The organism is Actinoplanes subtropicus, assembly GCF_000721705.1.
GTDB lineage: Bacteria > Actinomycetota > Actinomycetes > Mycobacteriales > Micromonosporaceae > Actinoplanes > Actinoplanes subtropicus.
This window is the reverse complement of record NZ_JOJL01000007.1, coordinates 40,097-60,037: the sequence shown is the minus strand read 5'-3', so window position 1 is coordinate 60,037 and position 19,941 is coordinate 40,097. Positions and strand designations below refer to the sequence as shown.

General features: G+C 72.5%; 17 protein-coding genes. 12 read left to right on the top strand and 5 right to left on the bottom strand.

Going from position 1 to position 19,941, the window contains the following annotated elements; all coding sequences use genetic code 11:
- Window positions 1-41: 41 nt before the first annotated feature.
- Complete coding sequence (locus tag IH26_RS0110885) at window positions 42-1,388, top strand: MATE family efflux transporter (RefSeq protein WP_051807946.1); 1,347 nt, start codon at window positions 42-44, stop codon at window positions 1,386-1,388.
- A 585-nt stretch (window positions 1,389-1,973) separates the two neighbouring features.
- Window positions 1,974-2,861: a tRNA pseudouridine(55) synthase TruB gene (gene truB, locus IH26_RS0110880; protein ID WP_030436026.1), complete on the top strand. Its 888-nt coding sequence runs from the start codon at window positions 1,974-1,976 to the stop codon at window positions 2,859-2,861.
- On the opposite strand, the gene IH26_RS0110875 is transcribed toward truB, so the two are convergent.
- Both IH26_RS0110875 and IH26_RS55770 read right to left on the bottom strand, forming a co-directional pair.
- Window positions 2,858-3,235, bottom strand: coding sequence for a response regulator transcription factor (locus IH26_RS0110875; RefSeq protein WP_030436025.1), 378 nt, complete (start codon window positions 3,233-3,235; stop codon window positions 2,858-2,860). The genes truB and IH26_RS0110875 overlap by 4 nt on opposite strands.
- On the bottom strand, window positions 3,232-5,109 hold the full coding sequence (locus IH26_RS55770; protein WP_051807944.1) for a sensor histidine kinase: 1,878 nt from the start codon (window positions 5,107-5,109) through the stop codon (window positions 3,232-3,234). Before IH26_RS55770 ends, IH26_RS0110875 begins: the two co-directional genes overlap by 4 nt.
- Before the next feature lie 85 nt (window positions 5,110-5,194).
- On the opposite strand from IH26_RS55770, the gene IH26_RS0110865 reads away from it, so the two are divergent.
- The 6 genes from IH26_RS0110865 (at window position 5,195) to dapB (ending at window position 12,091) form a co-directional block, all read left to right on the top strand.
- On the top strand, window positions 5,195-6,127 hold the full coding sequence (locus IH26_RS0110865) for a bifunctional riboflavin kinase/FAD synthetase (RefSeq protein WP_030436023.1): 933 nt from the start codon (window positions 5,195-5,197) through the stop codon (window positions 6,125-6,127).
- A gap of 114 nt (window positions 6,128-6,241) precedes the next feature.
- A complete protein-coding gene (gene rpsO / locus IH26_RS0110860) occupies window positions 6,242-6,511 on the top strand; it encodes a 30S ribosomal protein S15 (RefSeq protein WP_026206975.1) in 270 nt (89 codons plus the stop codon).
- A 192-nt stretch (window positions 6,512-6,703) separates the two neighbouring features.
- Window positions 6,704-9,043 (top strand): polyribonucleotide nucleotidyltransferase, encoded by a 2,340-nt coding sequence (locus tag IH26_RS0110855; RefSeq protein WP_030436022.1) that lies wholly within the window; start codon window positions 6,704-6,706, stop codon window positions 9,041-9,043.
- 6 nt (window positions 9,044-9,049) lie between these two features.
- Window positions 9,050-10,378: a M16 family metallopeptidase gene (locus tag IH26_RS0110850; RefSeq protein ID WP_034214687.1), complete on the top strand. Its 1,329-nt coding sequence runs from the start codon at window positions 9,050-9,052 to the stop codon at window positions 10,376-10,378.
- A gap of 80 nt (window positions 10,379-10,458) precedes the next feature.
- Window positions 10,459-11,355 carry a phosphatase PAP2 family protein gene (locus IH26_RS0110845; RefSeq protein WP_030436020.1) on the top strand — a complete coding sequence of 299 codons (897 nt, stop codon included), beginning with the start codon at window positions 10,459-10,461 and terminating at the stop codon, window positions 11,353-11,355.
- Window positions 11,348-12,091 (top strand): 4-hydroxy-tetrahydrodipicolinate reductase, encoded by a 744-nt coding sequence (dapB, locus tag IH26_RS0110840; protein WP_030436019.1) that lies wholly within the window; start codon window positions 11,348-11,350, stop codon window positions 12,089-12,091. Before IH26_RS0110845 ends, dapB begins: the two co-directional genes overlap by 8 nt.
- Window positions 12,092-12,251: 160 nt before the next feature.
- Here the strand turns inward: dapB and IH26_RS0110835 are convergent, their stop codons facing one another.
- Complete coding sequence (locus IH26_RS0110835; protein WP_030436018.1) at window positions 12,252-12,917, bottom strand: TetR/AcrR family transcriptional regulator; 666 nt, start codon at window positions 12,915-12,917, stop codon at window positions 12,252-12,254.
- 136 nt (window positions 12,918-13,053) lie between these two features.
- On the opposite strand from IH26_RS0110835, the gene IH26_RS0110830 reads away from it, so the two are divergent.
- Window positions 13,054-14,547: a DHA2 family efflux MFS transporter permease subunit gene (locus IH26_RS0110830; protein WP_030436017.1), complete on the top strand. Its 1,494-nt coding sequence runs from the start codon at window positions 13,054-13,056 to the stop codon at window positions 14,545-14,547.
- A 168-nt stretch (window positions 14,548-14,715) separates the two neighbouring features.
- Here the strand turns inward: IH26_RS0110830 and IH26_RS0110820 are convergent, their stop codons facing one another.
- Window positions 14,716-15,552, bottom strand: a complete 837-nt coding sequence (locus tag IH26_RS0110820; RefSeq protein WP_030436016.1) for a polysaccharide deacetylase family protein — start codon at window positions 15,550-15,552, stop codon at window positions 14,716-14,718.
- Between the two features lie 297 nt (window positions 15,553-15,849).
- Here IH26_RS0110820 and IH26_RS0110815 point away from each other — a divergent pair, with 297 nt between their 5' ends.
- The 3 genes from IH26_RS0110815 to IH26_RS0110805 are packed head-to-tail and all read left to right on the top strand — an operon-like array spanning window position 15,850 to window position 19,454.
- Window positions 15,850-17,085 carry a hypothetical protein gene (locus IH26_RS0110815; RefSeq protein WP_051808028.1) on the top strand — a complete coding sequence of 412 codons (1,236 nt, stop codon included), beginning with the start codon at window positions 15,850-15,852 and terminating at the stop codon, window positions 17,083-17,085.
- Window positions 17,086-17,092: 7 nt separating this feature from the next.
- The gene (locus tag IH26_RS0110810) at window positions 17,093-18,271 is read left to right on the top strand and encodes an AAA family ATPase (RefSeq protein WP_030436014.1); all 1,179 of its coding nucleotides are present in this window, start codon (window positions 17,093-17,095) and stop codon (window positions 18,269-18,271) included.
- On the top strand, window positions 18,264-19,454 hold the full coding sequence (locus IH26_RS0110805; RefSeq protein ID WP_030436013.1) for a vWA domain-containing protein: 1,191 nt from the start codon (window positions 18,264-18,266) through the stop codon (window positions 19,452-19,454). The genes IH26_RS0110810 and IH26_RS0110805 overlap by 8 nt, the downstream gene beginning before the upstream one ends.
- A 90-nt stretch (window positions 19,455-19,544) precedes the next feature.
- Here the strand turns inward: IH26_RS0110805 and IH26_RS0110800 are convergent, their stop codons facing one another.
- Window positions 19,545-19,940, bottom strand: a complete 396-nt coding sequence (locus IH26_RS0110800; RefSeq protein WP_030436012.1) for a thiol-disulfide oxidoreductase DCC family protein — start codon at window positions 19,938-19,940, stop codon at window positions 19,545-19,547.
- Between the last annotated feature and the right edge of the window lies 1 nt (window position 19,941).

Below are 19,941 nucleotides of genomic sequence, written 5' to 3'. Positions count from 1 at the left end.
TATTTGCGCTCGTTACAGCCGGGCGGGCATCATGACTGTTCATGAGCCCGTTTGCCCGGTTCACGTCCGCCCGGTCCGCCGCTGACGCTCCGGCGCCACCGACCGCCCGCACGATCGCCCGGCTCGCCTTGCCGGCCCTCGTCGTGCTGGCCGCCGAGCCGCTCTACGTCCTCGTCGACACCGCCGTCGTCGGCCACCTCGGCCGCGTGCCCCTGGCAGCGCTCGCGGTCAGCGGCACCGTCATGTCGGTCGCCGCCTGGCTCGGCACGCTCATGGCCTACGGCACCACCGGGCGCGCGGCCCGCCGCTTCGGCGCCGGTGACCGTGCCGCCGCCGTCGCCGAGGGTGTTCAGACGAGTTGGCTGGCCCTGGCCGCCGGCGTACTCCTGGCCCTGCTCGCGCAGGCCGGCGCCGGACCGCTCGCGCAAGCCCTCGCCGGCGATCCCACCACCGCTGCGTCCGCGGCGAGCTGGCTGCGCATCGCCGCCTTGGGTGCCCCCGGCCTGCTGCTCGCCGCGGCCGGCAACGGCTGGATGCGCGGCGTCCAGGACACCCGCCGCCCGCTGTACTTCGTGCTCGGCGCCAACGTGCTCTCCGCCGTGCTCTGCCCCCTCCTGGTCTTCCCCGCCGGCTGGGGCCTGACCGGCTCGGCCGTCGCCAACGTGACCGCCCAGACCGTCTCCGGCGCCTGCTTCCTGATCGCCCTGATCCGCGAGACGCACGCCCTGCGCCCCGGCCCCGCGATCATGCTCGACCAGCTGCGCCTCGGCCGCGACCTGCTGATCCGAGGCGCCGCCTTCCAGGCCTGCTTCCTGTCGGCCACCGCGGTGGCGTCCCGCTTCGGCGTGGCGGCGGTAGGGGCGCATCAGATCGCGCTGCAGCTGTGGTTCTTCAGCGCGCTGGCCCTGGACGCGGTCGCCATCGCGGCCCAGTCCCTGGTGGGAGCGGCCCTCGGCGGCGGCCACGGCGACGCGGCCCGCGCGGTGGCCCGCCGGGTGACCATCGCCGGCGGCATAGCCGGCATCGCCTTCGCGGTACTGGCGGCGGCCGGCTCCCATGCGGTGCCCGGCTGGTTCACCCCCGACCCCGCAGTGCACGCCCAGGCCGCGGTGGTGTGGCCCTGGTTCGTCGGCCTGATGCCGTTCGCCGGCGTGGTCTACGCCCTGGACGGCGTACTGATCGGCGCGGGCGACGTGGGTTACCTGCGAAACTTGACCCTGGCCGCGGCCCTGCTCGGCTTCCTGCCCGCCATCTGGCTGGCCTACGCCTTCCGCCTGGGCCTGTCCGGCGTCTGGGCCGGCCTGGGCCTGTTCATCCTGATCCGCTTCGCGACCACGGTTTGGCGCTGGCGTTCAGGCCGCTGGGCAGTCCTGGGCGCCACTCGTTGACCCCGCCCCCGCCCCGCCGCCCCGCCGCGCACAACCTCTCCACGATCCACCCCCACCCGGCCGATCTTGCAGACAAAATGCGAGGAGCGGGCACGTAGTCACCACGCTTGCCCCCAGCCGTGCCTCGCCGCCGCGCACAATTACCCCATTCCGGAAATGTCCGGCGCCGCTACCCCGCATAGTGGACGCCTCCTCCCAAAACGCGGGATGCTGGCCAACGTGCGGGACACTTCCCAGTACCCGGGAGCGCCCGCCAGAACATGAGACCCATTTAGGGTGATCTCCTCGCGACGGCAGCCGAACGCCATCTGATGGTGGGTGGGAGGTCAACCGGGGTTTGGTTGACCTCCCACCCACCATCAGATTCCCTACGGTTGTCGTCGCGAGGAGATCACCCGCCCACCGCAACAAACACGCCAGGCCGATCTCTGAGCGTGGCCGGGGTGCGGGGCGGAGCCCTGCGGTCTTCCACTCCGTCCGTCGAGGTGCTCGGGTCGACCCCGTTATCCACAGACCCGATTTGACGCACCCCCCACCGGACACCCGACACTTATTACTGGCTGGTGGCCCCCCTAGGGTGGGCGGGTGAGCGCAGACGGTCTGATCGTGGTCGACAAACCAGCAGGAATAACCTCGCACGACGTAGTGGCGCGAATCCGCCGCCTGGCCAAAACCCGCCGCGTCGGCCACGGCGGCACCCTCGACCCGATGGCCACCGGCGTCCTCATCATCGGCGTCAACCGCGCCACCCGCCTCCTCACCTACGTGATCGGCGAAGGCAAGAGCTACACCGCCACGATCCGCCTGGGCCAGTCCACGATCACCGACGACGCCGAAGGCGAAACCACCGCGACCGCCGACGTAACCGGCATCACGGACGACGCGATCCGGGCCGGACTCGAATCCCAGACCGGCGAGATCGACCAGGTCCCCACCGCCGTCAGCGCGATCAAAATCAACGGCGAGCGAGCCTACAAGCGGGTCCGAGACGGCGAGACCGTCGAGCTACCCCCGAGGCGGGTGACGATCACCAAGCTGGACGTACGAGAGATCCGGCGCGTGAACGAGCCAGCGGTGATCGACGTGGACATCGACGTGGACTGTTCCTCCGGGACGTACATCCGGGCGATCGCCCGCGACCTGGGCAAGACACTCGGCGTGGGCGGCCACCTGACCGTCCTGCGCCGAACCGCGGTCGGCAGGATGACCCTGGCCGAGGCGGTGACGCTGGAGCAACTCGAGGAACGGGCCCCCGACGTGATCGGCCTCTCCCTCGCCGAGGCCGCCCGCCAGGCGTTCCCGCAGCGCACGGCCACCCCCGAGGAGGCGAAGGTGCTCAGCCACGGCGGCACCCTGGACCCGGTCGGCATCACCGGCCCCTACGCGGTCTTCGACCCGGGCGGCGAGGTGCTGGCGATCGTCTCGGAGCGGGCCGGCCGCGCCCGAGCGGAAATAGTGCTGGCCCCCGCTTAGGACGTCAGATGGCGGGACACGACCGCCACCAGGTCCGCCGCCGCGTACGGCTTGTCCAGGAAGTCGTCGCAGCCGGCCTCGATCGCCGCGACCCGGTCCTGGGGCAGGACGCTGGCGGTGACCGCCACCACCGTCGGCCGCGGAGAGCGCGACGACAACTCCCGCGCGAGCGTCAACCCGTTCCCGTCCGGCAGGTTCATGTCGAGCAGGATCAGGTCGATGTCGTCGTCCGCCAGGCGCTCGCGGGCCGCCGCCAGGCTGGTCGCGTCGACCACCGCGGCCGAGCGCACCGACGGCTCGGCCGAGCGGGACAGCACCGCCTTGACCAGGGTGCGGTTCAGCTCCTCGTCCTCGACCAGCAGAATCGTGCTCATACTTGCTCCCTCGGGCGGGCCGCCGGGTGGTTCGTGTGGGGCAGGTCGTCGGGCGGGGCGGCGGGCAGCCGTACGGTGAAGGCACTGCCCTTGCCGAGGACCGAGACCAGGGTGATCTCGCCGCCGTGCGCCTCGGTCAGGCGTTTGGTGAGGGCCAGCCCGAGGCCGGTGCCGGCGCGCTGCCGGTCGGGGTCGCCGACCTGCTGGAACTCCTCGAAGACGCGCTCCTGGTCGGCCTCGGCGATGCCCACACCGGTGTCGATCACCGACACGTACGCGTCATCGCCGGCCCGCTCGACCTCGACCGTGACCGAACCGCCCGGCTCGGTGAACTTTATGGCGTTGGAGAGCAGGTTCTCCACGATCTGGCGGAAGCGGACCCGGTCGGCCATCGCGGTGGCCGGCGGCAGGTCGGTGCGGACCTCGATGTCCTTGGTCGAGAAGAGCGGGGCCAGGCCGGTCAGCAGTTCGGCCACCGCGGTGTCGATGCGCAGCGGGGCGGGGCGCAGGTCGAGCCGGCCCGCCTCCACCTTGGCCAGGTCGAGGATGTCGTTGATCAGGCCGAGCAGGTGCCGGCCGCTGGTGTGGATGTGCTCGACCCATTCGGCCGGCACCCGGCGGCGGTCGCCGTCCGGCTCCTCGCCGCGCATCAGGTCGCTGAACCCGATGATGGCGTTGAGCGGGGTGCGCAGCTCGTGGCTCATGTTCGCCAGGAACGCGCTCTTCGCCTGGTTGGCCCGGGTGAGCGCGTCGACCGAGGCGGTCAGCGCGGCGGCCACCTCCTGGCGGTCGGCGAGGATGCCGGCCTGGCCGCCGAGGGCCGCGAGCAGGCGCAGGTCGTCGTCGCTGAACAGGGTGCGGTGCCGGTTGAACAGCAGCGCCGCGCCCTCGATGTCGGGCGGCACCGGCAGGGTGAGCAGCGTGACGAAGTCGTCGCCGAGCCGGTCGCCGTAGTGCGCGACCAGCACCGGGGCGCCTTCGCGGAGGCGGGCGGGCCGGCCGGCCCGGACCAGCGCGGTGAGGTCGGCCGGGTCGAGCTCGGGGTGGGAGAGCACCGGCGGGCCGGCGAACGCGGTCCGCTCGAGCTGGCCGTCCGGGCGGGGCAGGAAGACGGCGACCGCGTCGGCGCCGGTCTGTTCCCGCATCAGGTCGGCGTACAGCTGCCAGACCTCGGCGGACGACTCGACGGGGGCGCGCAGCAGCAGTTCGGTGATCCGGTGCGCGGCGCTGCCCGCGAAGACCCGGCGCAGCCGGCGCGGCGGCAGGAAGGTGATCAGGTAGCCGAGGCCGCTGGCCAGGGCGAGCAGCCGGCTCGCGGTGAGCAGCGCGGGGTGGCCGTGCCAGACCCCGGCGAGGCCGACGAGGAGGATGAAGATGGCGAACGCGAGGGTGGCGGCGGCCGCGATCATCAGGCGGGCCCGGTTCGCGCCGGCCCGGGTGCGGGCCTTGCCGAAGAGCAGGGCGGCCGGGATCGTCTCGCTCACGCCGAAGCCGATCACGATGGTCATCAGCGCGGTGGTGTCCAGCGGGCGCGGCTCCCGGACGATCGGGACGGCCAGCGCCACCCATCCGCAGAAGACCAGCCGGTCCAGCCAGCGCGGCACGTGCCGGAGCCGGGCGGCCAGCCGGACCGTGAGGTAGGGCTGGGCGAGCAGCACCGTGGTGGAGACGAGGGTCACCCAGGCCGGCGGGTCGCCGCCGATCCGGCGGGCGATGTCGGCGCAGAAGACCACCGTGCAGGGCAGGAAGACGAGCGTGACGTTGCCCTGCAGGGAGTCGCGCCGGCGTAGGTAGCCGCCGAGCGCGCGAAGGAAGAGCACCGCGAAGGTGAACTCCGCCGCGAGCAGGACGAGAGCACTCCACTCGATGCGCATATCGGTCTCAATCGTACCTTTTTGGCCGCACGGACAGACCGATACGCTGGGGCGACAAGCGACCTACGCGGAGAGGGCGGAGACGATGCAGCGGTGGCGCGGCTACGAGTCGGTGCCCGGTGGGTGGGGCCGGTCGGTGGTCACGATCGGCGTCTTCGACGGCGTGCACCGCGGCCACCAGGCGATCATCGGGCACACGGTGAAGCGCGCCCACGACCTCGGCATGCAGTCGGTGGTGATGACCTTCGACCCGCACCCGGCCGAGGTGGTCCGCCCCGGGTCGCACCCGGCGGTGCTCACCGAGCCGGTCCGCAAGGCCGAGCTGGTCGAGCAGCTGGGCGTCGACGCGCTCTGCGTGGTGCCGTTCACCCCCGCGTTCTCCCGGCTGCCGGCCGAGGCGTTCGTGCACGACGTGCTGGTCGAGGCGCTGCACGCGGCGGTCGTGGTGGTCGGCGACAACTTCCGGTTCGGGCACAAGGCGGCCGGCGACGTGGCGCTGCTCGAGCGGCTCGGGCGGTCGTTCGGGTTCACCGTCGAGGACGCGCCGCTGGTGTCGGACGACGGCGTGGTCTTCTCCTCGACGTACATCCGCAGCTGTGTCGACGCCGGGGACGTGCGCGCGGCGGCGGCGGCGCTCGGCCGGCCGCACCGGCTCGGCGGCGTGGTGGTCCGTGGTGACCAGCGCGGGCGCGAGATCGGCTTCCCGACCGCCAACCTGATGGTCCACCGGTACGCCTCGGTGCCGGCCGACGGGGTCTACGCGGCCTGGCTGATCCGCGGCGGCGAGCACGCCGGCCGGCTCCCGGCGAGCGTCTCGATCGGCACCAACCCGACCTTCTCCGGCCGCGAGCGCCGGGTCGAGGCGTACGTGCTCGACTTCGCCGGCGACCTGTACGGCGAGCGGGTCAGCCTCGACTTCGTCGCCCACCTGCGGGAACAGCGGGTCTACGACGGCATCGAACCGCTGGTCGCGCAGATCCGGCAGGACGTGGAGGAGACCCGCGCGCTGCTCCGGTGACCCCCTGGTAGGGTTGGTACGACGTTGGCTATCCAACGGCCGGTTTCCGCGTGCCTGCCCGACGCCGCGGGTGCGGAAGACCGTGTTTGCCGGCAACACAGAATCCTGGAGACCATGGCGCTCGATCAAGAGACCAAGACCAAGATCATCGACGAGTACAAGGCGCAGGACGGCGACACCGGGTCGCCCGAGGTCCAGGTCGCGATGCTGACCAAGCGGATCGCCGACCTCACCGAGCACCTGAAGGTGCACAAGCACGACCACCACAGCCGGCGTGGCCTGCTGCTGCTGGTCGGCCGCCGCCGGCGCCTGCTCAACTACGTGCAGAAGAAGGACATCCAGCGTTACCGGTCGCTCATCGAGCGGCTCGGCCTGCGCCGATGACTTGAAGGGGGAGCTGCCAACGGGCGGCTCCCCCTTGCAACAACCCACGGACCCGCGCGGTTGGAGGCCAACAGACACCGGTCCTCGGTAGTGGTTCCCAGGCAGACTTCCTGGGCACTTCGATCGAAGACCGGCCGCCTGAACCACCGCGTAGCAGACCGCCGGGTCCTCGACGAAGGAGTACCGCAACACATGCCAGAGCAGAACAACGCTCTCGGGACCGAGTCCCGCACTGCCATCATCGACAACGGTGCCTTCGGCACCCGCGAGGTGACCTTCTCGACCGGCCGCCTCGCGAAGCAGGCCGCCGGCTCGGTCATCGTCCAGCTGGGCGAGACCGTGGTCCTGTCCGCGACCACCGCCAGCAAGGCGCCGAAGGAGCACTTCGACTTCTTCCCGCTGACCGTGGACGTCGAGGAGCGGATGTACGCCGCGGGCCGCATCCCCGGCTCGTTCTTCCGCCGCGAGGGCCGCCCGAGCGAGGACGCGATCCTCACCTGCCGCCTGATCGACCGGCCGCTGCGCCCGTCGTTCACCAAGGGCCTGCGCAACGAGGTCCAGGTCGTCGAGACCGTCCTCGCGCTGGACCCCGCGCACCCGTACGACGTGGTCGCCATGAACGGCGCCTCGATGTCGACCAAGCTGTCCGGCCTGCCGTTCTCCGGCCCGATCGGCTCGACCCGGGTCGCCCACATCGACGGCCAGTGGGTCGCCTTCCCGACCATCGAGGAGCTCGAGCGGGCCACCTTCGACATGGTGGTCGCCGGCCGCGTCGTCGCCGACGGCGATGTCGCGATCATGATGGTCGAGGCCGAGGCCACCCCGAACGCGGTCAAGCTGATCGCTGGTGGCGCCGCCGCGCCGACCGAGGAGATCGTCGCCGGTGGCCTCGAGGCCGCCAAGCCGGCCATCCGCGAGCTCTGCCGCGCGCAGAGTGAGCTGGCCGAGATCGCCTCGAAGCCGGCCGTCGAGTTCCCGGTCTTCCTGGACTACCAGGACGACGTGTACGCCGCCGTCTCCGAGGCCGTCCGCGAGGAGACCGCCGAGGCCCTCAAGATCGCTGCCAAGCAGGAGCGCGAGGAGGCCCTCGACCTGGTCAAGGCCAAGGCGCACGAGCTGCTCGACGAGCGGTTCGAGGGCCGGGAGAAGGAGATCTCCGCCGCCTTCCGGTCGGTCACCAAGACCGAGGTGCGCCAGCGGGTGCTGCGCGAGCAGATCCGCATCGACGGCCGCGGCCCGCGCGACATCCGCCCGCTGAGCGCCCAGGTCGGCGTGCTGCCGCGGGTGCACGGCTCGGCGCTGTTCGAGCGGGGGGAAACCCAGATCCTGGGCGTCACCACGCTGAACATGCTGCGCATGGAGCAGGCGCTGGACACCCTCTCGCCGGAGAAGTCCAAGCGCTACATGCACAACTACAACTTCCCGCCGTACTCGACCGGTGAGACCGGCCGGGTGGGCTCGCCGAAGCGCCGCGAGATCGGGCACGGCGCGCTGGCCGAGCGGGCCCTGGTGCCCGTGCTGCCGTCGCGCGAGGAGTTCCCGTACGCGATCCGCCAGGTCTCCGAGGCGCTGGGCTCCAACGGCTCGACCTCGATGGGCTCGGTCTGCGCCTCGACCCTGTCGCTGCTGCAGGCCGGCGTGCCGCTGAAGGCGCCGGTCGCCGGCATCGCGATGGGCCTGATCTCGGACGAGGTCGACGGCAAGACCCAGTACGTGGCGCTGACCGACATCCTCGGCGCCGAGGACGCGTTCGGCGACATGGACTTCAAGGTCGCCGGCACCAGTGAGTTCGTCACCGCCCTGCAGCTGGACACCAAGCTCGACGGCATCCCGTCGGACGTGCTGGCCGGCGCCCTGCAGCAGGCGCACGACGCCCGCACGACGATCCTCGGCGTGATGGCCGCCGCGATCGAGGCTCCGGCCGAGATGAGCGAGTACGCCCCGCGGGTCACCACCGTGAAGATCCCGGTCGACAAGATCGGCATGGTGATCGGCCCCAAGGGCCAGACGATCAACGCGATCCAGGACGAGACCGGCGCCGACATCTCGATCGAGGACGACGGCACGATCTACGTCGGCGCGACCAACGGCCCGTCGGCCGAGGCCGCGGTCGAGCGGATCAACGCGATCGCCAACCCGACGATGCCCAAGGCCGGCGACAAGTTCCTCGGCACCGTGGTGAAGACGGCCGCGTTCGGCGCGTTCATCTCGCTGCTGCCCGGCCGCGACGGCCTGCTGCACATCTCCAAGGTGGGCGACGGCAAGCGGGTGGAGAAGGTCGAGGACTTCCTCAACGTCGGCGACAAGGTCGAGGTCTCGATCGCGGACATCGACGCCCGCGGCAAGATCTACCTCGACAAGGTCCGCCCCGAGGGCGAGGAGGCGCCGGCCCCGGCCGAGGGTCAGGCCCGCGAGTCCCGTCCGCGCGAGGACCGCGGTCCCCGCGGCGACCGCGACGGCGGCGGCGAGCCGCGGCGACGCCGGCAGCGCACCGGCGGCGAGCGCGGCGACCGCGCGCCGCGCGCCGAGTAACGACCGGTGACAACCAGTTCGCGCGGGTCGGCCGGCAGGCCGACCCGCGCGGTCACCACTGCTCTGGAGGGCACCGCGCGACGGACGGTGCTGCCCAGCGGCCTGCGGATCGTCACCGAGTCGATCCCGAGCACGCGCAGCGCGTCGCTCGGCGTCTGGGTGGGCATCGGCTCCCGGGACGAGACGCCGGCCATGTCCGGCGCCTCGCACTTCCTCGAACACCTGCTCTTCAAGGGCACGCACAAGCGCACCGCGCTGCAGATCTCGGCCGAGATCGAGGCGGTCGGCGGCGAGACCAACGCCTTCACCACGAAGGAGTACACCTGCTACTACGCGCGGGTGCTCGACGAGGACCTGCCGCTGGCGGTGGACGTGCTCTGCGACGCGGTGGCCGACTCGCTGCTGGAGCCGGCCGACGTCGAGATCGAGCGGGGCGTCATCCTCGAAGAGATCGCCATGCACGAGGACGAGCCCAGCGACGAGGTGCACGACATCTTCACCGAGGCCATCTTCGGTGACCACCCGCTGGGGCGGCTGATCTCGGGGACCGAGGAATCGATCACCCCGATGACCCGGAACCAGATCAACGGCTTCTACCGCCGCCGGTACACCGCACCGCACATCGTGATCGCGGCGGCCGGCAACCTCGAGCACGCGACGGTGGTCCGGCTGGTCCGCAAGGCGCTGGCCGGCACCCCGCTGGACGCGTCGGCGGCCGACCCGGCCGGTCCGCGCGCCCGGAAGCGGGTCCGGCACCAGAAGCCGCACACGGTCGTCCGCAACCGGGACACCGAGCAGGCGCACGTGGTGCTGGGCGGGGTCGGCATCGGCCGCCTCGACGAGCGCCGGTTCGCCCTGGGCGTGCTCAACAACGTGCTCGGCGGCGGCATGTCCAGCCGGCTCTTCCAGGAGATCCGGGAGAAGCGGGGACTCGCCTACTCGGTCTACTCGTACGCGAGCCAGTACGCCGACGCCGGCCTGTTCGGGGTCTACGCCGGCTGCGCGCCCGGCAAGGTCGAGGAGGTCCTGGACATCACCCGGGCCGAGCTCGAACGGGTGGCCACCAAGGGCCTCACCGCCGAGGAGATCGCCCGCGGCAAGGGCATGGTCAGGGGTTCGTACGTGCTGGGCCTCGAGGACTCCGGCTCGCGGATGAGCCGGCTGGCCAAGTCCGAGCTGCTCTATGGCGACCTGATGGGCGTGGACGAACTGCTCGGCCGGGTCGACGCGGTGACCGCCGAGGACGTGGACGCCATCGCGTCCGAATTGCTGACCCAGCAGATGTCGTTGGCCGTGGTGGGGCCGTTCGATGAGGCGGAGTTTGGCCGCCGTTAACCTTGGACCTCGTGACGACCCTGGAGACACCGCCCGAGACCCCCGTCGTGCCCGATGTGCGCAAGCGCCGGATCGCCGGGATGGCTACTTGGGCGGTGGCCTTCGCCCTGTTCGTCGCCTTCGTCGGGGTGCCAACCAGCGACCCGCTCGTCGCGTTCGGCTGGCTCTGGCTGGCCACCATCGCCTGGCGCAACTTCCGGCCGTGGCGGGAGCATCTGCTGTTCCTGCGCGACTGGCTGCCGGTCGTCGCGCTGCTGGAGTTCTACAACGTCTCCCGCGGCTCGGCCGACGACTTCTTCGCGCCGCACGTCCACTTCATGATCGACGCGGACGAGCGGATGTTCGGCTGGCTCACCGGCGGCCGGATCCCGACGATCTGGCTGCAGCAGCACCTCTACCAGCCCGGCCACGTGCAGTGGTGGGAGGTGGTGGTCACGCTGATCTACGTGTCGCACTTCCTCACCGTGCCGACCGTGGCGGTGGTGCTCTGGGTGCGCAACCGGGCGCTGTCCTACCGCTTCATGCGCCGCTGGATCACGCTGAGCCTGGCCGGGCTGATCACGTACTTCCTCTACCCGGCCGCGCCGCCGTGGTGGGCCTGGGAGCACGGGGCGCTGACCGAGCCGGTGGCGCGCATCTCGTCGAACGGGTTCGCCGCGATCGGCCTGCACAGCGCCGGGAACACGTTGAACGCGCTGCAGGCCGACCAGTCCAACCCGGTGGCCGCGATGCCGAGCTTGCACACGGCGTACGCCATGATGGCGGTTGCTTTTTTCCTGCCGATGGTGGGCAGGCGCTGGTGGCCTCTGCTGCTGGCGTATCCGCTGGCGATGACCTTCACGCTGGTGTACACGGGCGAGCACTACGTGGCGGATGTGCTGGTCGGCTGGCTCTACGTGGTGTTGACCTTCGTCGCGGTGGGGCTGGGGGAGCGCTGGTGGGCCCGGCGGCGTGCGGTAGCTTCACCGGGTGACTGACTCGATTCGCGTTGGTGTGCTCGGTGCCCGCGGCCGGATGGGCCTCGAGGTGTGCAAGGCGGTGGATGCCGCCGACGACCTCGAGCTGGTCGCCATGATCGACCAGGGCGACGAGCTGTTCAGCGGCGCCACCGCCCAGGTGCTGGTCGATTTCACCAGCCCCGACGTGGTGATGGATAACGTGCGCTGGGCGATCGGGCAGGGCATCAGCCTGGTGATCGGCACGACCGGCTTCACCGAGGAGCGCCTCGACCAGGTGCGCGGCTGGCTCGCCGAGAAACCGGGGGCGAATGTGTTGATCGCCCCGAATTTCGGCATCGGCGCCTTGCTGATGATGCGCTTCGCCGCGACCGCCGCCCGCTATTTCGAGTCCGTCGAGATCATCGAGCAGCACCACCCGCGCAAGTTCGACGCCCCCAGCGGCACCTCGGCACACACCGCCCGCCTGATCGCCGAGGCGCGCGCGGCCGCCGGCAGTCCGCCGATGCCCGACGCCACCAAGGAGGAGCTCGACGGCGCCCGCGGCGCGCTGGTCGAGGGCGTCCGCATCCACTCGGTCCGCGCCGCCGGCCTGGTCGCCCATCAGGAGGTGCTGTTCGGCAGCGCCGGCGAGACCCTGACGATCCGGCACGACTCCCTCGACCGCGTCTCGTTCATGCCGGGCGTCCTGCTGGCGGTCCGTAATGTCCTGCGTTTGCCGGGCCTCACCGTGGGCATCGACGAACTGCTTTCCTGAAACCATGCGGCCGTACGCTCGACGGCTCCCTCAACCGCAGGGCGGGCCGCACCCGCCCGCGCCGGCGAGCTTGCTGCAACGCAAGCCCGTGCCGCCACCGCCGGGCTGAGCTGCCGCTCCCTCCGCTCCCCGGTCAGCGGACCCATCGGGCTGAGCCGCTCTAGGCGCGGCTCGCCCGGTGCCGGCCCGGCATCCACTCGCGGGCGAGGGCCTCGACGTCGTCGCTGGTCAGCGGCTGGCCGAGGGCGCCGTTGTCCGGTGCGGGGCGCAGCCCGTCGAGGAGCAACTGCAGGTAGCGGCCGTAGATGTCGGGCCGGATCGCCTGGCTGTGGTGGGCCACCTCGCTGACCATCATCATCACCAGCGGCAGGTCTTCCACGGTCACGTCGGGCCGCAGCGACCCCTCGGCGTGGGCGCGGTCGATCAACTGCTCCAGAACCGGTAGGACGCGGTCCCGCATCCGAGTGAAGTGCCGCAAGTCGATCTCGGCGCCCAGGGCGATGTCCCGCAGGCCGCGGTCGGCCGCGTGCATCTCGGCGGCCTCGCGCAGGAACGCGGTCAGCCCCGCCCAAGCGGTCGGCGCCCGGAGCGCCTCCTCGGCGGATCGGGCGTGCCGCTCGAGCAGTTCCTCGAGGGCCACCTCCAGCAGCGCCTCCTTGGTGGGGAAGCGCCGGTAGACGGTGCCGATGCCGACACCCGCCCGGTGCGCGATGTCGTCGAAGGTGGCGGCCAGGCCCCGCTCCGCATACACCACGCGGGCGGCCTCGATGATGCGCTGCCGGTTGAGCTCGGCATCCCGGCGCAACGGGCGTTCGACGTCGGTCACCCACCCAGAGTAACAAGTGGAGAACGTTCCTCAACTTTTGTGATCCGGCCGACAAAGTGGAGCGCCTTCATCAACTTAGCGGCTACCGTTCCGAACCGGACGGCATCACTCAACTTAGGGGCAGCGAGGATCCGAGATGACGACCACGGCGCAAGCGCAGGGCAAGACGGCGGCCGGTGCCGCCGTCGACAGGCATTCCGGCAGGTGGTGGGCGCTCGTGGTGCTCGCCGTGGCGCAGCTGATGGTGGTGCTCGACGCCACTGTGGTGAACATCGCGCTGCCCACCGCCCAGCACGACCTGGGCTTCTCCGACTCCGGCCGGCAGTGGGTGGTGACCGGCTACGCCCTCGCCTTCGGCAGCCTGCTGCTGCTCGGCGGCCGCCTCTCCGACCTGGTCGGCCGCAAGCGGATGTTCCTGATCGGCCTGGTCGGCTTCGCGCTGGCCTCGGCTCTCGGCGGGGCCGCCAACGGCATCGAGATGCTGATCGTCGCCCGGGTGCTGCAGGGCATGTTCGGCGCCGTGCTCGCCCCGGCCGCCCTCTCGCTGCTCTCGATCACGTTCACCGACCCCGCCGAGCGCGGCAAGGCGTTCGGCATCTTCGGCGCGATCTCCGGGGCCGGCGGCGCCGTCGGCCTGCTGCTGGGCGGCGTCCTGACCGAGTACGCCTCGTGGCGCTGGTGCCTCTACGTCAACCTGGTCTTCGCGGTCGCCGGCGTGATCGGCGGCATGCTCAAGCTGCGCGACGAGCCGGTGCCGCACCGCGACCCGCTCGACTGGCCCGGCGTGATCACCGCGGTGGGCGGCCTGGTGGCCCTGGTCTACGGCCTCGGCAACGCGTCGAGCGACGGCTGGAGCGATCCCCGGACGTACGGTTTCATCGCCCTCGGCGTGGTCCTGCTCGCCGTCTTCGTCGTCATCGAGCGCCGGGTGGCGCATCCGCTGCTGCCGCTGCGGGTCGTGACGGACCGCAACCGCGGCGGGGCGTACGCGGCGGTCGGCATCGCCGGCATCGGCATGTTCGGCGTGTTCCTGTTCCTCACCTACTACCTCACCGGCGTGCTCCACTTCTCCCCGATCCAGTCGGGCCTGGCGTTCCTGCCCATGCTCGGCGGCGTGATGATCTCGGCGACCACGATCGGCTCGCTGCTCACCCCGCGGATCGGCCCGCGCCCGCTGGTGCCGATCGGCGCGCTGATCGGGGCCGCCGGCATGGTCTACCTCACCCGGATCGGGCTGGACTCCGGCTACGTCACCGGCGTGCTGCCCGGCCTGATCATCACCGGCCTCGGCATGGGCCTGATCTTCGCGCCCACCCAGAACGCGGCCACCTCCGGCGTGCAGCACCACGACGCCGGCGTCGCCTCGGCGATGGTCAACACCGCCCAGCAGATCGGCGGCTCGATCGGCACCGCGCTGCTCAGCTCGGTCGCCGCCTCGGCCGCCACCGGCTACCTGGCCGGCCGGATCCCCAGCGCGCAGACCGCGGCGCTGGCCCAGATGCACAGCTACCACACGGTGTTCTGGTGGTCGGCCGGGTTCTTCGTGCTCTGCGCCGTCATCGCCGCGCTGTCCTTCCGGAGCGGCCCGCTCGCGGTCGACCCGGACGCGGAGCCGGTGCTCGCGCACTGAGCTCCGGGCAGCGGGGTCAGGACAGCTCGAGGCCCGCGGGCAGGCCGGTCAGGATGGTGCCGTCGAACGACACCTCCTGGCCGGCTATCCGCAGGCCACCCACCGCCGGCGCGCCGGGGAGCGGGCGCGGCCGCACGTCTTGGCCGGCCGCACGACGCGGGGCGGTCGTTACCTCGTGCCGATCGCCCGGACCGCCGCCGGCCCCGGCAGCGGCTTCGCCGAGGCGGTGGCCAGCAGTTCGGAGACGGTGACCATGCGGAACCCGCGGCGGCGCAGCCCGTCGAACATGGCGGCCAGGCCGCGGATGGTGACCAGCCGCTGGTCGCCGCCGGCGTCGTGGGCCAGGATGATCGATCCGGGCCGCGCCGACGCCACGATGTCGCGCGCCTGCCCGGCCGGGTCGCCCTTGTACGTGTTCTCGTGCATCTCCATCGACCACAGCACGACGTCGTATCCCCGCTGGTCCGCGGCGAGCACGGTGGATCCGCCCAGGTGCCCGTACGGCGGCCGGAACAGCGTGGCGGTCCGGCCGGTGTACTTGCGGATCGCGGCCTGGGTGCGGTCCAGGTCGTCGCCGACCCGGGCCAGGTCCTCGGTGGCCAGGTCGTCGTGCTTCCACGAGTGGTTGCCCACCTCGTGCCGGGCCAGCCGGCCGTCGACCAGCGCGGAATGCTGCGACAGGTTGCGCCCGACCATGAAGAACGTGGCCGGGACCTGGGCCTTGTCCAGCTCGTCGAGCACCATCGGGGTCCAGTGCGGCGCGGGGCCGTCGTCGAAGGTGAACGCCACCACCGGCTCGGTCGTCCGCGCGTAGTAGTGGATCGACACGCCCGGGTTCGCCACGGCCTCGAGATGGTCGGCCGAGGCGGCGTACCCGCCGCTGACCGGCGGCCGGTCCAGGCCCAGCCACCCGCGGACCAGCGGCGTCCCGGCCACGCCGGTGGCCACCCCGGCCGCGCCGAGAACGGCCCCGCCGAGGAGGGCCCGGCGGCTCAACCCAGCCATGGTTCGTCCCGGTTTCGGAGGCACCTGAGTGCTGCCAGCGTCATGAAAATCTCCCCCGTGCACGTGGTACTCGCTTGCAGCATCGTCGATCGCGTCAAGCGACGCTTCGGCCATTGGGTCGGATTCCGCCCCCGGGCATCGGTCGATCGGCCGATCTCACCGCCGGCGGTATCCTGGCGGCCGATCTCACTGGCGGCGGTATCCTGGCGGCCGATCCCACCGCCGGGCGGTATCCTGGCGCACGATGAGAATCTTCTCGTGCCGAAGGGAGGCCCCGTCCCCGCAAGGTGAGTGCTGATGCGCTCGATCCCTGCCGACGGTGACCTCCGTCTTCTCCGCTGGCTGCGCGTGCGCGAGTTCGCCGTGCCGCCCTCGATGATCGAAACCGCGACCGCCCGCCGTACGGTGGGCGACTGGGCCGGCGCCTGCGCCGCCGCGCGGATCGACGTGGATCTGGACCCCCGGACCGTGGCCCGGGTCCACGGCCGGGAGCTTGCCGCACTGCTCCGCGCCGACCTGCGCCATCTCGCCCCCGACCTGCTGCGCTGGCACCTGCCCCGGATCGCCCCGGACGGCCTGCTCCGCCCGGGCCTCACGGTCGCCCTGGCCCGCTACCCGCAGGGTCCCCAGTTGGTCGTCCGAACCGCGCCGGCCTGGGCGGACTCCGGTCAACGGATCAGCCTCGCCCTCTGGGACGGCCGGCCCGGGCCGAACCGGTCGCATCCGCACGCGCGACCGGACCGGCGCTTCCGGCTTGATCTCCACCGGCATCTGTGGGACGCCCGGCGCGCCGGCGACCTGCGGGAACGCTCCGGCGCGGCGACCTGGCGAGCCGCCGCGGGCGGCCTGGCCGTCCATCGGTGGGCGGCCGAGGCGGCGATCGTGCGGCGGGCCGGCGAGCCGGTGATCGTCCGGGTGGCGAGGCGTCGCCGTCTCGCCGTTTACCCGGGCGATCCGGTCCCGCGGGCCTTCAGCGGCCCGGTGCTGGCCGCTCCGCTGCTGCCGGACGCGGCCGTCTGGGTGTCGCCCGATCTCGCACTGCTGCGCGCCGGGCTGATCGAACCCGGCCGGCTGCATCCGCTGGTAGCCGCCGCCCTCACCGGCGATACCACGATAAATCGGGAAATAGAAGCCTCGGGCGTGCGTCTGATCGCGTGCGGCGACGCCCGGCATCGGATCGGGATCGTGGACGGGGTGCTGTCGGCGCTCGACCACGACCCGGCGGAGCTGCGCCGGGAGGCGGCGCTCGTCGCGCTCGGCGGGAAGCCGCTGCCGTGCCTGCGGGCGATCGACCTGGCCGCGCGGGAGCCGACCGAGCTGGACGCCATCCGGGGGCGGCTCGACCACGGCGACACCGCCGGCGCCCTCGCGGTCGTCGAAGGGCTGCTCGGCGCCGCCGCCGCGCTGCCGGACGGGGCCCTGCGCGACGAACTCGACCGCGCGGCCGAGCGCCGCGTCACCCACGGGCTGTACCGGGCCGGGCTGGCCGGGCGCGGCCCGCTCAAGACCTTGCCCTCCTCTCGCCGAAGGTGATGATCGGATGACCGAAACTCTTGACCTCGCCGCCGGCCTGCTCGGCCTGCTCGCCGACACCGCCACCGAGCCGCGGGCGAACGCCCAGCTCGAGGCGCTCACCCTGGCCGTCGCGGCCGACCTGCCCGTGCTGCTCTGGGGCGAGCCGGGAATCGGCAAGACCGCCGCGCTCGGCCAGCTCGCCGAGTCGCTCGGGCTGCCGCTGACCACCGTGATCGCCAGCGTGCACGAGCCGACCGACTTCGCCGGACTGCCGGTGGTCGGCGCCGACCCGGCCGCGCACGGCGTGCCGCTGGCCCCGCCGGACTGGGCGGTCCGGCTGGCCCGGGCCGGGCGCGGGCTGCTCTTCCTGGACGAGCTCTCCACCGCGCCGCCGGCGGTGCAGGCCGCGCTGCTGCGGCTGGTGCTCGAACGGCGGGTCGGCGCGCTACGGCTGCCGCCGGGCGTGCGGATCGTGGCGGCGGCCAACCCCCGCGCCTCCGCCGCCGACGGCTGGGAGCTGAGCGCGCCGCTGGCGAACCGCTTCGTCCATCTGGACTGGACCTTCGACCACGACGTGGTGGTACGCGGCCTGGGCGGGACCTGGCCGCGGGCGTCACTGCCCCGGCTCGATCGGGCCGCGTTGCCGGAAGCGGTGGACTACGCCCGGCGCGCGGTCTGCGGGCTGCTCGCCGCCCGGCCCGCGCTGGTGCATCAGCTGCCGAAGACCGAGACCCGCCGGGGCGGGGCCTGGCCGTCGCCGCGGACCTGGGACATGGCGCTGCGGCTGATCGCGTTCGCCACCGCGGCGGGCGCGTCCCGCGAGGTGCTGTCGATGTTGGTGCGCGGGGTGGTCGGGGACGGGCCGGGGCTGGAGCTGCTGGCCGGTCTGGACCGGATGGACCTGCCCGACCCGGAGGACCTGCTGGCCGACCCGGCCGGCGCCCGCCTGCCGGAGCGCGGGGACCTGCGGCAGGCGGTGCTCGACGGGGTGGTGGCGGCGGTGCGGCGGCGGCCGGAACGGGCTCGCTGGGACGCGGCCTGGCAACTGCTCGCCCGGGCGCTGGAGACGGGCGCGCCCGACCTGGTGGTGGTGCCGGCGAGCACGCTGGCGGCGCTGCGCCGGGACGACTGGCCGGTCCCGGCGACGATCGACCGGCTGGCCGGCGCGATCTCGGTATCGGAGCTGGCCGACGCGCATGGATGAGCGGAAGTTGTACGCCGCCCGGCTCGCGGCCGCTCGGGCGAGGCCCTACCTGGCGGCGGCCCTGTACGCGCTGCGGCCGGTGGCTTCGGAACGGGTGCCGACGATGGCGGTGGACCGGCACTGGCGCTGCTACGTGTCGCCGGCGTTCGTGGCCGCGACGCCGGTCGAGGAGCTGGCCGGGGTCTGGGTGCACGAGGTCTCGCACCTGCTGCGCGACCATCACGGCCGCGGTGACCGGTACGCGGCCCGGCACGGGCTGAGCGGCCGCGGCGAGCGGCTGCGGATGAACATCGCCGCCGACCTGGAGATCAACGACGACGTGTACGGCGAGGGGCTGGCCGAGCCCGCGGGTGCCGTCCGGCCGAGGCTGTTGCGGCTGGAGGAGGGCCTGCTGATGGAGGAGTACCTGGGCCGGTTCACGCTCGGGCCGGCCACTCAGGACTTCGTCTGGCTGGACTGCGGCAGCGGCGCCGACGGGCTGGAGCGGGAGTGGGATCTCGGGCCGGACGGCGCGCACGGGCTGTCCGACGAGGAGCGGGACGCGGTCCGGTTCCGGGTGGCGCGGGGCATCGAGGGGCATCCGGGGGAGGTGCCGCAGGGTTGGCGGCGGTGGGCCGAGGAGGCGTTCCACCCGCCGCAGCCGTGGCGCGACCTGCTGGGCGCGGCGGTGCGGGCGGCGGCCTCGGGGGCGGGGGCCGGGCAGGACTACACGTACGGGCGGCCCGCCCGGCGGTCGGCCGCCCTGCCCGGGATCGTGCTGCCGGCCCTGCGCCGCCGGGTGCCCCGGGTGACCGTGGTGATCGACACGTCCGGCTCGGTGAGCGACGCCGAGCTGGGCAGCGCGCTGCTGGAGGTGACCGCGATCGGCCGGTCGCTCGGCGGGCGGCGCGATCAGGTCGGCGTCATCTCGTGCGACGCCGCGGCCGGGGTGGTCCAGCGGCTGTGCGGGGCCGAGGGTATTCCGCTGATCGGGGGCGGCGGCACGGACCTGGTGGTCGGCATCGATCGGGCGCTCTCCGCCCAGCCGCGGCCGGATGTGCTGGTGATGCTCACCGACGGGCAGACCCCGTGGCCGATGGCGTCGCCGGGGCGGCCCACGGTGATCGGGCTCTTTCCGCGCCGGGACGCCTACAAGTGGCCGCCGCCCTCGTGGGCCCGGGTCGTCAAGATCGACGGCGGCTGAAAGGCCATGCAGGACAGCCCGGCAGCCGCACGCGGAGAGTGAGTTGCAGTCAGCTCGGGCGCTGCACCGGGGACTTGTCCCACGCGTACGTCAGGAAGGTTTTCCGAAGAGTGCGTCGCGCTGAGCTTGCGGCAGCGAACATGCTGCCGTTCCGCCGGGAAGCAGGTGGCGGTGGTCGGCGATCCAGCGATAGGCCGGCCAGGCGGCCAGGCGGACCGGAGCGAATCGGAGGCCGGCCCCGGCGAATCGCCACATCCGACCGGCGTCGGAGAGCAGGAGGGCGATCGCGTCGGGGCCGGAGCCGCGCTGCTCGGCGGAGACCCACTGGACGGACTGCTCGCACTGCTCCTGGGTGAGCCCGAGGTCGTCGAGGTCGGCGAACTGCCACGGCACGATGCGGGCGCGCGTCGGGATGCGGCGCTCGATGAACTCGGCGCACGTGGTGCAGAAGGAGCAGTCGCCGTCGTAGACGAAGGTCGGGGTCACC

What these genes read in the sequence shown, in the direction of transcription:
- IH26_RS0110885 (WP_051807946.1), top strand. Translation starts at nt 42, where the DNA reads ATGAGCCCGTTTGCCCGGTTCACGTCCGCCCGGTCCGCCGCTGACGCT.
- IH26_RS0110875 (WP_030436025.1), bottom strand. Translation starts at nt 3,235, where the DNA reads ATGAGCACGATTCTGCTGGTCGAGGACGAGGAGCTGAACCGCACCCTG.
- IH26_RS55770 (WP_051807944.1), bottom strand. Translation starts at nt 5,109, where the DNA reads ATGCGCATCGAGTGGAGTGCTCTCGTCCTGCTCGCGGCGGAGTTCACC.
- IH26_RS0110865 (WP_030436023.1), top strand. Translation starts at nt 5,195, where the DNA reads ATGCAGCGGTGGCGCGGCTACGAGTCGGTGCCCGGTGGGTGGGGCCGG.
- rpsO (WP_026206975.1), top strand. Translation starts at nt 6,242, where the DNA reads ATGGCGCTCGATCAAGAGACCAAGACCAAGATCATCGACGAGTACAAG.
- IH26_RS0110855 (WP_030436022.1), top strand. Translation starts at nt 6,704, where the DNA reads ATGCCAGAGCAGAACAACGCTCTCGGGACCGAGTCCCGCACTGCCATC.
- IH26_RS0110845 (WP_030436020.1), top strand. Translation starts at nt 10,459, where the DNA reads ATGGCTACTTGGGCGGTGGCCTTCGCCCTGTTCGTCGCCTTCGTCGGG.
- IH26_RS0110830 (WP_030436017.1), top strand. Translation starts at nt 13,054, where the DNA reads ATGACGACCACGGCGCAAGCGCAGGGCAAGACGGCGGCCGGTGCCGCC.
- IH26_RS0110820 (WP_030436016.1), bottom strand. Translation starts at nt 15,552, where the DNA reads ATGGCTGGGTTGAGCCGCCGGGCCCTCCTCGGCGGGGCCGTTCTCGGC.
- IH26_RS0110815 (WP_051808028.1), top strand. Translation starts at nt 15,850, where the DNA reads ATGCGCTCGATCCCTGCCGACGGTGACCTCCGTCTTCTCCGCTGGCTG.
- IH26_RS0110810 (WP_030436014.1), top strand. Translation starts at nt 17,093, where the DNA reads ATGACCGAAACTCTTGACCTCGCCGCCGGCCTGCTCGGCCTGCTCGCC.
- IH26_RS0110805 (WP_030436013.1), top strand. Translation starts at nt 18,264, where the DNA reads ATGGATGAGCGGAAGTTGTACGCCGCCCGGCTCGCGGCCGCTCGGGCG.